This is a genomic window from Frankia sp. CcCS3 (genome assembly GCF_977927575.1).
Map to the genome: position 1 here is coordinate 16,569 of NZ_CDWRCL010000028.1, position 11,710 is coordinate 28,278.

Genomic DNA, 11,710 nt, shown 5'->3' on the forward strand with positions numbered 1-11,710 from the left:
GAACCCTCCACAGGCCTGTGACCTGCGATGATGCTCTCGATCACGTATTTGTTACTTCATTACGTCCCCATAGTCCCGACTATTTTTAGTCTCGACTATCTTCTCGATTACTTTTCCGACTACTTCCTGGTGCCCTGCGCGGCGACGGCGGCCGCGGCGAGCGCCGCGGCGTCGGGGTCGAGGTACCCCGAGCTCACCACACCCAGCTGGTCGTCCAGCTCATAGCGCAGCGGGATGCCAGTGGGGATGTTGAGCCCGGCGATCTCGGTGTCGCTGATATGATCGAGATGCTTCACCAGGGCACGCAGCGAGTTGCCGTGCGCCGCCACCAGGACGGTGCGGCCGGTCCGCAGGTCCGGCACGATCGCGTCGTACCAGTAGGGCAGCATCCGGGCGACGACGTCGGCGAGGCACTCGGTCCGCGGGATGACGTCGGGGGCGAGGTCATCGTAGCGCTCGTCAACCCCGCTGACCTGCTCCGGACCGATCTCCGGCGGCGGCGTGTCGTAGGAGCGACGCCAGAGCTGGAACTGCTCCGCGCCGAACTTCTCCAGCGTCTCCGCCTTGTTCAGGCCCTGCAGACCGCCGTAGTGCCGCTCGTTGAGTCGCCAGGTGCGGCGAACCGGAACCCAGGTGCGCCCGGCGGCGTCCAGCGCCAGCCAGGCGGTGCGGATCGCCCTGGTCAGCAGGGACGTGTGCACCACGTCCGGCAGGACGCCGGACTCCCGCAACAGCTCACCCCCGCGAGTGGCCTCCTTGGCACCCTTCTCGGAAAGATCAACGTCCACCCAGCCGGTGAACAGGTTTTCGCGGTTCCAAATGCTCTCACCGTGGCGGAGCAGGACGAGCGTCGGCATACCCGAGATCCTGCCCGCTCGGCGGCCCGCTCGGCCAGCATTGCCGGTTGTTGCCTGTGGCTCCCCGGCTCGGGGCCGGTCGTGCCGGAGACCGGTTGTCACGCGGCAGCACGACAGGAATCCGGCGGCACGACAGGGATTCATCCGGAACTGAACGACCCCCGGGCGCTCCGCCGCCGCGCGAAGCAGAGGCGGGCCGTCGGGACTTGCGACGGCGCCCGGGGGTCGGGGGTCTGCCTGGTTCTCGCCGGTGCCGGTGCCCATGGGCCACCCGGCTAGAGGTGAGGACCACGAGACCGGCTAGCGGACAGCCACCTCACGAGTCCTATGAGCACACAAAGCCTGGACCACCTCCCTTCTCGTGTACCCGTGACGCTACGCGGACCCAGGGGCGCATCGCAACGGCTTTTCCGCGCGCGTTGTGGGACGCTCCTGACACCAGCCGGCCGGAACAGCCAGGCCACCCGCGCGGGCCGGGGGCCACAGCCGAACCGTGCGCGGGCCCGGCCGAGGCACGCCACGGCGACCTAGACTGAGTTCCATGACCGCCGGGTCCCTCACGACGTCCGCCTCGCTCTCCCCGTTGCTCGGCCTGCCGGGTGCGGTGGCCGGCACTGCCGAAGACGCCGTGGTCGCCGCCCACTATGGCGATCCGCTACGGGAACAGCGCGCAGTGCGCGACGGCGCCGCCGTCGTCGACAGATCGCATCGGGACGTGCTGCGCATCTCCGGCCCCGACCGGCTCTCCTGGCTGCACAGCGTCACCTCTCAGCATCTGTCTGCGCTGGGCGCGCTGCGGGGCACCGAGGCGCTGGTGCTCTCCCCGCACGGCCACGTCGAACACCATCTCGTCCTCGCCGACGACGGCACGTCCACCTGGGTGGACGTCGAGCCCGGCACCGGCGGCGCCCTGCTGCGCTACCTGGAGTCGATGCGCTTCATGCTCCGAGTGGAGCCGACGGACATCGGCGCGGTGACGGCGGTGCTCAGCGTGCTCGGGCCAAGGGCCGCGCAGGTCGCGGCCGCGGCGCTGGACGGGCCGAGTGACGGCGCGCCCGGCCTGGACCTGCCCGAACCACAGGCACCCGACCCGGTCGGGGCACCGATCACCGGTCCTTACCCGGTCGCTCGCACCGGGACGGGCACGCTGGTCCGGCGGATCCCCCACGGCGTCGACCTCCTCGTCGGCCGGGCCGACCTGACCGGCACCGTCGAGCGGCTGCGCGCCGCCGGGGCGGGTCTGGCCGGGTTGTCCGCCTTCGACGCCATGCGCATCGCCTCCCGACGGCCCCGGCTCGGCCGGGAGACCGACCATCGCACCATTCCGCACCAGGTGGGGTGGCTGGCGAGCGCCGTGCACCTGGACAAGGGCTGCTACCGCGGGCAGGAGACCGTCGCCCGGGTACACAACCTCGGTCGCCCGCCGCGGCGGCTGGTACTGCTGCATCTCGACGGCACGGTGGCGGCGCCCCGTTCTCCCGTCACGGTCGGCGGGCGCGAGGTCGGGTTCGTCGGCAGCTCCGAGGTCCACGAGGAACTCGGCCCCATCGCCCTGGCGGTAATCAAGCGGTCCGTGCCGGCGGATGCCGCCCTCGTCGCCGCCGATCCCGACGGCGCGCCGCTGGCCGCCGCGATCGATCCGGACGACGAACCGGCCACGACGGTGCCGAAGCGTCTCGCCGGGCGGCTGCGTCCCTGATTCCCGGCCGGCTCGGGTTCCGGCCGGCTCAGGCGGTCCGGGCGAGGAGCTGATCGAGTTCCCGCACCGCCGGGTCGGTGCCGTGCCGCCGCAGCCGGCGGCGCAGCTCGTCGGCCCGGCGGGCGTTGCGCTTGGATCGCGTCGCCTCCAGCATCGGCAGGGCCTGGCGGGTCAGCTCGCACCCGTGATCGACGTTACCGAGATCCATCTGGACCGCGGCCCACCGGAGCAGGTAGGTGGCCCGGTCCCGGGCCCGGGAGTCCGGGTGGATCGCCAGGGAGCGTTCCAGCCACCGGTCCGCCTGCGTGAGGTGACCGAGATCGATGTAGCAGCTGCCGATCTGCGCCTGGTACTCGGCCTCGTCAAAGTAGGACGACCAGGCGGGGTCCTCAGGCCGCGCGGTGACCATCGCCTCCTCCGAGCAGGCCAGCGCCTGCGCGCAGGCGCTGGCCTCCCCGAGCGCGGCGTGGGCACGGGCCCGCCGCATGTGCAGCATGGCGCCGACGCGACCGGACGCTCCCCCGGCGCTGGCCACGGCGGCCTCGGCCAGATCCACCGCCTCCCGCGGGCGGGCGAAGTCCACGCACTGCAGGGACATGTTCTTCAGCACGTTCGCACCGAGCATGCGGTCCCCGCCGGCGTGCGCGGCATGCAGCGCGGTGATCCAGTACCGCTGAGCGGCCGTCTGGAAGCCGGCGTCGAACGAGACCCACCCCGCGAACCGGGCGAGCTCCGCGGCCACCAAATGCAGGTGACGGCCCACGTGCTCGGTGTAGGACCCACGCACCAGCAGGTCCGCCACCACGCCGAGCTCGGCGTCGACCAGCCGGCGCACGCTCTCCCCGCCGAGCCGCTCATCCATGACCCGCAGCCCGGGGATGTTGTGCTCGATCCGGTTCACGATCTGGTCGTCGACTTGTCCCCCGTTCAAGGCCGCCGCCAGCCGGGCCGGTTCCATGCCGAGCCACTGCGTCGCGAGTTCCGCCACCCCGACCCCAGTGATCGTCAGGAAGCCGCGGCGGTCGGAGAGCGCGTCCTCGACGACGTCCATGATCGAGGTTATGCTGCCGCCCGGCGTCCACGGGTACTCGGTGCGCACCGCGTCGCCGGTCGGTAGCCACGCGGGCCAGGGGTGCGACTCCAGGCGATCGTTGGGCACGCCGAGCTCCGCGGCGAGCGCGAGCTGGGACACCCGGTCGGGCACGACACCACGGTGCTCCCAGCGCCAGACCTTCTGCCGCTCGGCGGCCATGTTCGCCACCCCGAGGTCACGTGCGCGGCGGGCCACGACCCGCGCCAGACGCTGATAGGACCACCCGCGCTGGGCTCGGACGAACGCAAGCGGATGAGTGCAGGCATGAGCGTTATCCGTCAGCATCGACGTTCTCCTCGTAGTCGCATCTCCAGGGCCACTTCCGTGAGCACCTACTAACGCTATGTCGCGACATCTTGGTGCTCCAAGAGACGACTCCGGTGCGATGCGTGCACAGAGGTCACTCCCGGACCACTGGCGGGCCCTGATTGCACGCATGTCCGCCGAGCCGTCCGAAAAAAGCGCGTTATATTCCTGTTTCGACCGAACACGACCACGTCGGCCGGTCAGGAATTCCGTTGCGAATCGGGCAGTCGGGGACATGCCCATGGGAAGGGCCCCTCCGCGGTTCACGCGGCGCCGATCGGACTGGACGCGCGGTGGGAAGGGGACGGCCGCGGCGGGGCGAGGCCGCGCCGCGTCAGATCCGGGCGCCGGCTGCGTCGAAGAAGGTCAGGGTGGACAGCGGTGCGCGCAGGGTGACCGGCATGCCCACGCCGAGCACCTGAGCGGCGTCGACCCGGACGGCGAGCACCCCGGCGGAGGTCCGGACGTGCACCGTCCGCTCCGCTCCGAGCCGCTCGCTCACCACGACCTCACCGGTCACCCGCAGCGCATCCGACGCCAGCGACGCCAGCGCCACCGGCGCCACCACGGCGTCCGCCGCTCCCAATCCTGATCCGGTGGAAGCCCCCGCAGCCAGGACCAGGTGCTCGGGCCGGACTCCGAACGCCGTCGCGCCGGCGGGGGCGGCCAGGGCGAATCCGTCCCCGCGCAGCTGGCCGTCATGCCAGCGTCCCTCCCGGACGTTCATCGGCGGGCTGCCGACGAATGCCGCGACGAAGCGCGTGGCGGGCCGGTCGTAGATCTCGTCGGGCGTCCCGATCTGCTGCAACCGGCCGCCGCTGAGCACCGCGACCCGGTCACCGACCGCCATCGCCTCGGCCTGGTCGTGCGTGACGAACAGAGCGGTGGTGCCGAGCCGGCGCAGCAGGCCCACGATCTCGACCCGCAGATCGACCCGGAGCTGGGCGTCAAGCCCCGACATCGGCTCGTCCAACAGGATCACCCGGGCCCGGGTCGCGAGTGCCCGGCCGATCGCGACCCGCTGGCGCTGGCCCCCGGACATCTTCGCGGGCCGGCGAGCTGCCAGCTCACCGATGCCGAGCATGTCCAGCGTCTCACGGGCCCGGGCCACCGCCGCGGCCTTCGGCAGGCCACGGCCGTAACGCAACGCCAGGGTGAGGTTCTCCAGCGCCGTCAGATGCGGGTAGAGCGCGAAATGCTGGAAGACCATAGACACGTCCCGGCGGTGGGGTGCGACGCCAAGCTGGCTGACCCCGCCGAAACGCAGATCACCCGACGTCGGCTCCTCGAGCCCGGCGCAAATCCGCAGCAGCGTCGACTTACCCGAGCCGGACGGTCCGAGCAGCGCGACGATCTCCCCCGGCGCAACCGCCAGGGTGACGTCGCGCAGCGCATGGACCGGGCCGAACGACCGGCCCAGCCCGTCGATCTCGATCGGCACCCCCACGGTGGCGGCCGTCACCGCGACGGGTCCGTCGGCCGGTTCCGTGATCCGGGTCATCGGTCTCTCCCACGGCGTCCGCCGGTCAACGGGTGAGTTCCACAGCCTGGCTCTGGGCCGCGGCGAGAGCCCTGACCGAGTCCTCACCCTTGAGGATGCGCTGCACCTGGTCCGAGATCGCGCTCGGGACCTCCCCGCCGCGGGCCCCGCTCCAGGCCGGCGCCTTCACCAGCGAGGGGATTAGTGCGTTGAACGGCTTGAGCTGCGGATAGGTCTCGTAGAACGACCCGAGCTGGCTGACAGCCTGAGTATCCACCGGGATGTAGCTCAACGTCTCCGTGCTCGCGGCCACGACGTCCGGCGAGAGCAGCGACACGACCAGTTCGGTCGCCATCTCCCGCTGGCAGCGGTCGGTGGACAGGACCGTCAGCGCGTTGCCGCCCGCGACCGGGTGCTGGGTCCCGCCGGGCAGGGTCGGGAACGGGACCGCGCCGGCCCGGAAACCCTTAGTCCCCTGCCCCGTGATGAACCTCAGCCCACCGGCCACGGAGGCCACTGTCACGGCGGTCATCGCCGTCTGCCGGCGGATGCCGAACCGCAGCAGGCCCTGCTGGGTCGGGTCGGCGGAGTGCGTGCCGTAGCTCGCGGCCTTCGCGAGGAACGCGGCGGCCTCGCGGGCCGCCGGGGTGTTCAGGGCGGGCCGACCGTTCGCGTCCTGGATCGACGTCCCCTTGGAGCTGGCCAGGGTGTTGAGGATCCACTGCCCGAACTGCTGGCCGGTCGGCAGGTCGAGGGGCTGGATGTTCTGACCCGAAGCCTTGATCTTGTCGGCGGCGACGATCACCCCGTCGGTCGTGCCCAGCGTCGCCGGATCGACGCCGGCCTTCTGCAGCACGTCGAGGTTGTAGACCAGGGCCAGGGACGACACCTGCTGAGGAATGCCGATCTGCTTCCCGGCGACCTGCCCGAGGCCGACCAGCCGCTGGTCGTAGGACGCGCGCAGCAGGCGCGGGGAGAGCTCCTGGGCGCCGAGGTCCCGGGCGAAGGTCGGGAGCAGGTCGAAGCCGGCGACCGCCACGTCGACGGAACGGCCGGCCGAGCGGTCGGCGCTGATCTGCTGGACGAGGGAGGTGTAGTCCGGCGCGCTCGTGTTGAGGTCCACGGCGAGGCCGGGATGCGCCTTCTCCAGATAGGCCTTGCCGGATTTCGCGACGTCGTTGAGCGTGCCGACGGCGGACATCCGCAGCGTCTTGACCTGGGCCACGCAGGCGGGCGACGCCTTGGCGCCCGCCACGTTGTCGACGCCGGCACCGGCCGGGCGGGCCGTGGGGCGCAGGCTCTCCGCGGGGTCTGCCGGGCCCGCGTCACCACCGCCGCCGCACGCGGTCAGGATGATCATCGCAGCGGCGACGGGCAGCGGCAGCATTCGGCGAATACGGATCACACGTTCCTCCTCTCAGGCACCGGCACCCGTACCGGTGATTCCGGCGGCGAGACGGCGTTGGGCGACGACGAAGACGACGAGCGACGGCAGGCTGATGATCAGCGCGGCCGCGGCGAGCTCGGTGAAGTCCGGAATGACGGAGGAGGAGTCGGTCATCAGGCGCGCGAGCGCCAGCGGCGGGGTGGCGATGTCCGGCGACCGCGCGACCAGCAGCGGCCACAGGTACTCGTTGTACGACAACAGGAAGCTGAACACCGATACGGAGGCGATCGCGGGCGCGGCGAGCGGCACGATGATCGTCCACAGCGTCCGCCAGGTACCGAGCCCGTCCATCCGCGCGGCTTCCAGGACCGACCCCGGGATGGTGCTCATGTACTGCCGGAACATGAAGATCATCGCCGCGTGTGTCATGAACGGCAGGACCAGGCCGACCCGGGTGTCAGCGAGTCCGAGCGCGGAAATGGTGACGTAGTTCGGCACGGCGGTGATCTGGGTCGGCACCAGCAGGGTGGCGAGTACCACCGCGAAGGCGGCCGTACACCCGCGAAAGCGCAGACAGGCGAAGGCGTAGGCGGCCGGGATCGCCGTCGCGAGCTGCAACGCGAGGATCGCCAGGCTCACCGCCACCCCCGTGAGCAGGGCGGATCCAAGATCACCAGCGTACCAGGCGCGGTCGAACGAGCTCAGGTCGATGCTGGACGGGATCGGGTTCGACGTCAGCGCCAGCGCGGTCTGCCGCGGCCCGATGGCGGTCCGCACCATCCAGACGAAGGGTAGGACGGCCGCGACGATGCCGATCGTGAGCAGGACGAGACGCCCGATCGTCGGTCCGGCCGGTGACCGGCGGCGACCGCGCCGCGATGCCGGGATCGGCGCCGGCGCCGATCCCGGTTGCGGGGCCCGCCGACGCGAGGCTCGCCGCACGGCGTGGCCACGGGGCGTGGGCCCGGGCACCGGGCTGGAGGTGTCGACGCTCACGCGGCGGCCTCCCGTGTGCGTCGGATGCGGCGCCCGAGCAGCCCACCAGCGGCACCCAGCGCCACGATCACGACAAACAGCATCAGGGCGATCATCGAGGCATATCCGATGCGGAACGATCCAGTGAAGCCGACCTCGTAAATGTAGTAAATGATCGTCGTACTGGAATCCAGGGGGCCACCTTTCGTGAGCACCGCGACCGTTTCGAAGGTCTGCAGGGTCAAAATGGTGACGAACACCCCCAGGAAGATCGTCGTCGGGGCGAGCAGCGGCAGGGTGATGTGACGCAGCCGGGCGAATCCGTGGATGCCGTCCACGTCCGCCGCCTCGTACACCGATCTCGGGACCGCCGTCAACCCAGCGAGATAGACGACGAAGACGAAGCTCGTCAGCCGCCAACCACCGACGAGGGCCACCACCGGCAACGCGGTCGAGGTGTCGCCGAGCCAGTCGACCGGAGCCACCCCGAACAGCCCGACGATGGTGTTCGCGAGACCGTCGGGGCTACTGTCGAACATGTAGGCGAACACGACCGCCATGGCCACAATATTCGCACTGACCGGCAGAAACAGCGCACATCGCACCAGCGCCCGACCGTGGGTCACCCGTTCGGCGGCCAGCGCGAGCGCCAGCCCGATCGCGACCGCCGGTACCACCGTGAGGGCGCAGTACAGCAGCGTGTTGCGCACGGCGCCGGCCAGGTCCGCGTCAGAGAGAGCGGTACGCAGATTCGCCGTGCCGACCCAGTCGAAACGAGGCCCCGTCAGGGTCTTGTCCGTGCCCGCGATGAACGCCGACACCAACGCGGGCCCGACGACGAAAACACCGAGTCCCACGAACGCCGGCAGCAACAACACGCCGACTCGCCAGCCCGCCCGGCTACCACCAACCTCACGCGTCACGGTTATGCATCCTGGCCCCACCTGTGCCGGGATGCCGGTACGGGGTGGCTCCCGCGGGGGAGCAGCCGGTGCCTGCACGTGTCGTCCGGTCCGTCCACATCCCACGCGACACCGCCGACGGCCCACGCAACACCGCCGACGGCTCGGATCGACCCCCACGGCCGACGCGCCGCACCCGGTCGACGGTGAATCGTGGTGACCGATCCGTGGCGGCTGTCCCCTCAACGGCCAACGCCTGCAAGAATGGCAGGAAACGTCAGTCGATCTTCGGGAACACCATGAGCGACCGCAGCGAGCCCGACCACGCCTCCGCCTGGGGGCGTGTCGCCGACGACGGCACGGTCTTCGTTCGCACGGCCAGCGGCGAACGTGCCGTCGGATCATGGCGTGCCGGCAGTCTCCGCGAGGGTCTGGCCCACTTCGAACGCCGCTTCGACGATCTGTCCGCCGAGGTCGAGCTGCTCGAACGGCGGCTGACGGTCAGCGGGGTTGATCCGGCCGGGATCGTCGGCAGCGCCCGCCGGCTGCTCGGCTCCCTCGACGAGGCCGCGGTCGTCGGTGATCTGGAGGCGCTGCGCACGCGGCTGGAGGCCGTGGTCGCCGCCACTGAGGAACATCGCTCCGCGCTCGCCGCCGAGCGGGCCGAGCGGGCCGGCCGGATCGCCGCGGCCAAGGAGCAGCTGGTCGCCGAGGCCGAACGGCTCGGCCGCAGCTCGGAGTGGAAGACCGCCGGGGAGCGGTTCCGCGCGCTCGCCGAGGAGTTCCGCGCCGCCGGCTCGTTGGACAAGCGCACCGACTCGGCGCTGTGGCGGCGCATCGCCACGGCCCGGGACGAGTTCACCCGCCGCCGGACCGCGCACTTCGCCGCCCTCGACACGCAGCGGGCCCGTTCAAGGGAACGGAAGGAGGCGATCATCGCCGAGGCGGAGGCGCTGTCCGACTCCACCGACTGGGCCGGCACGACCGCCCGCTACCGGGCGCTGCTCGCCGACTGGAAGGCCGCCGGTCGCGCGGCGAAGGATATCGACGACGCGTTGTGGAGCCGCTTCCGTACGGCACAGGACGCCTTCTTCACCCGCCGCAACGAGGCCAATGCCGAGCGCGACGCCGAGTTGCGCGAAAACCAGGTCAAGAAAGAGGAACTGCTGGCCGAGGCGACGGCGTTGGATCCGGCCGATACCGACCGCTCGCTGCGTCGTCTCCGGGAGATCCAGGACCGCTGGGACGAGATCGGACGGGTCCCCCGGGAGATCGCGGGCTCCCTGGAGCGGCAGATGGCGGCCATCGGCGACAAGCTGCGCGAGGCCTCCGATGCTCGCTGGGCCCAGCGATCCCTCTCCTCCTCACCATTCGTGACGAAGCTGCGGGAATCCGTCGCAAAGTTGGAGGCGAAGCTGGCCCGGGCCCGGGCCGCCGGACGCACCAAGGAGATCGCCGACACCGAGTCCGCCCTCGCCACTCAGCGGGCCTGGCTGGCCCAGGCCGAGGGACAGTCCCACAACGACTGAGCCGCGCCGGCAGGCACGGGCGCTTCGGGTGGGCCCGAAAACGGGGAACTGCGGCATCTGCCGTGGTCAAAGGGGCGACGGTCCGCGGAGTACCAGGTGGTGCACCTCGGGGCGGACACGTCCAAAGAGCGCTAACTGACCGCTTGCCAGAGTTAGCAACCCGACGTATCGTCGGCTGCGTTGGTGATGTGTTGTGGCGGCGCACTCGTTTCCGTACCGGCCGGAGCCTGCCGAGGCACCATGGCCTCCCCTGAATCGCAGCGTCCACGGACGGCGGGCTCTCGGCGGGCAGTCGTCCTCGGCGTCCTCGGCCGCAGGGTCCAGCCGTATGCCGAGGTTCACGGATGGCGGGGCGCCCGCCATGGGCGCGGCAACCCGCCTCGCCCTCCGGCGAAGGAGGCGTTCGACCCGGTGGCGGCCCTGAATGTGCGCGATCTCGGTGATTTCATCCGCGATCAGCGGCACACCGCACAGATCTCCCTTCGTCAACTCGCCAAGCAGGCCGGGGTGAGCAACCCTTACCTCAGCCAGATCGAGCGAGGCCTCCGGCGGCCGTCCGCGGAGATTCTTCAGCAGATCGCGAAGGCGCTCCGCATCTCCGCCGAAGTGCTCTACGTGCAGGCCGGAATTCTGGAGAAACGGCAGGGCGGAGAGAACGTCATGGCTGCCGTGCTCGCGGACGAATCCCTGTCCGAACGACAGAAGCAGGTCGTGCTCGACATCTACGAGGCGTTCTGCCGGGAGAACGCCATCGCGGCGCGGGCCGGCCGCGGCCACCCGGACGGCGACGCCGAGGCCGGGTCGCGCGGGTTCGTCCCTGGCGAGCCCGCCGCCCCGACCGCGAGTCCAGCCGCCATCGGTGGTTCGTCGTCCGCACGGGGTTCGGCCGCCACCGCGGGACCGACCTTCGCGGAGCCGACGACGAAACGGAAATCCGCCCGAGAGGCGTCAACGACATCCCGGGGCGGCACCACCACCGCGGCGCGGTCGGCCCCGTCGGACGGTACGGGCAGGCCGTCACCGGGAACCGCCACGGGCCGCACCAGGCGATCGAAGGCCACAGGAGGCGAACCGACGGCGACGAGGGCCGAGAGCAGTCCGATCACCGGCGCTCCCCCCGCGTCCACACCCGCCCCGGCAGCACCGGCTCCGCAGCCGACCACCGACAACCCGGTCGATCAGACCTAGGTCGACCGGCGGGGACTGCGGCGACAAGCAGGACTCCGTTCCTGTACGGCATATCACCACCCTGACCCTCGCATCATTTACCCGACCTTTCACCCGTCGGCGACGAATCGCTAACAGGAAATCTCTACACGAAATCAACGAATCTTCGAACCGAGGGAGACATCATGGCCACCACGCGCACGACGAATCGCCCCGCGAGCCGTCCCACCGCCCGCGTCAGCACGCAGACCCAGGAGGACACGGCCGAGGCGAGGGCCGAGGTCAAGGTTCCGCTGGCGGAGGTGCGCAAGCCGC

Annotated in this window: 9 protein-coding genes; 3 read left to right on the plus strand and 6 right to left on the minus strand. The window is 70.9% G+C overall.

Annotated elements, in window-relative coordinates:
• Window positions 1-119 precede the first annotated feature (119 nt).
• Window positions 120-857, minus strand: a complete 738-nt coding sequence (locus AC08OQ_RS04785; RefSeq protein WP_476598693.1) for a phosphoglyceromutase — start codon at window positions 855-857, stop codon at window positions 120-122.
• A gap of 541 nt (window positions 858-1,398) precedes the next feature.
• Here AC08OQ_RS04785 and ygfZ point away from each other — a divergent pair.
• Complete coding sequence (ygfZ, locus tag AC08OQ_RS04790; RefSeq protein ID WP_476598695.1) at window positions 1,399-2,556, plus strand: CAF17-like 4Fe-4S cluster assembly/insertion protein YgfZ; 1,158 nt, start codon at window positions 1,399-1,401, stop codon at window positions 2,554-2,556.
• Window positions 2,557-2,584: 28 nt separating this feature from the next.
• Here the strand turns inward: ygfZ and AC08OQ_RS04795 are convergent, their stop codons facing one another.
• The 5 genes from AC08OQ_RS04795 to AC08OQ_RS04815 form a co-directional block, all read right to left on the minus strand.
• On the minus strand, window positions 2,585-3,934 hold the full coding sequence (locus AC08OQ_RS04795; protein WP_476598696.1) for a transcriptional regulator: 1,350 nt from the start codon (window positions 3,932-3,934) through the stop codon (window positions 2,585-2,587).
• Between the two features lie 355 nt (window positions 3,935-4,289).
• Entirely contained in the window at window positions 4,290-5,456 is a 1,167-nt protein-coding gene (locus tag AC08OQ_RS04800; protein WP_476598698.1) for an ABC transporter ATP-binding protein, read from the minus strand.
• Window positions 5,457-5,481: 25 nt separating this feature from the next.
• Window positions 5,482-6,840: an extracellular solute-binding protein gene (locus tag AC08OQ_RS04805; protein WP_476598700.1), complete on the minus strand. Its 1,359-nt coding sequence runs from the start codon at window positions 6,838-6,840 to the stop codon at window positions 5,482-5,484.
• Between the two features lie 12 nt (window positions 6,841-6,852).
• Window positions 6,853-7,818: a carbohydrate ABC transporter permease gene (locus tag AC08OQ_RS04810; RefSeq protein ID WP_476598701.1), complete on the minus strand. Its 966-nt coding sequence runs from the start codon at window positions 7,816-7,818 to the stop codon at window positions 6,853-6,855.
• Window positions 7,815-8,720, minus strand: a complete 906-nt coding sequence (locus tag AC08OQ_RS04815) for a carbohydrate ABC transporter permease (RefSeq protein ID WP_476598703.1) — start codon at window positions 8,718-8,720, stop codon at window positions 7,815-7,817. Before AC08OQ_RS04815 ends, AC08OQ_RS04810 begins: the two co-directional genes overlap by 4 nt.
• 278 nt (window positions 8,721-8,998) lie before the next feature.
• Here AC08OQ_RS04815 and AC08OQ_RS04820 point away from each other — a divergent pair, with 278 nt between their 5' ends.
• Together AC08OQ_RS04820 and AC08OQ_RS04825 are read left to right on the plus strand one after the other, a co-directional pair.
• Complete coding sequence (locus AC08OQ_RS04820; protein WP_476592271.1) at window positions 8,999-10,228, plus strand: DUF349 domain-containing protein; 1,230 nt, start codon at window positions 8,999-9,001, stop codon at window positions 10,226-10,228.
• Window positions 10,229-10,639: 411 nt separating this feature from the next.
• Entirely contained in the window at window positions 10,640-11,416 is a 777-nt protein-coding gene (locus AC08OQ_RS04825) for a helix-turn-helix domain-containing protein (RefSeq protein ID WP_462187199.1), read from the plus strand.
• Window positions 11,417-11,710: the final 294 nt, after the last annotated feature.

Excerpts from the sequence above, each read along its gene's own strand:
- AC08OQ_RS04795 (WP_476598696.1), bottom strand. The coding sequence starts at position 3,934 with ATGCTGACGGATAACGCTCATGCCTGCACTCATCCGCTTGCGTTCGTC.
- AC08OQ_RS04800 (WP_476598698.1), bottom strand. The coding sequence starts at position 5,456 with ATGACCCGGATCACGGAACCGGCCGACGGACCCGTCGCGGTGACGGCC.
- ygfZ (WP_476598695.1), top strand. The coding sequence starts at position 1,399 with ATGACCGCCGGGTCCCTCACGACGTCCGCCTCGCTCTCCCCGTTGCTC.
- AC08OQ_RS04785 (WP_476598693.1), bottom strand. The coding sequence starts at position 857 with ATGCCGACGCTCGTCCTGCTCCGCCACGGTGAGAGCATTTGGAACCGC.
- AC08OQ_RS04820 (WP_476592271.1), top strand. The coding sequence starts at position 8,999 with ATGAGCGACCGCAGCGAGCCCGACCACGCCTCCGCCTGGGGGCGTGTC.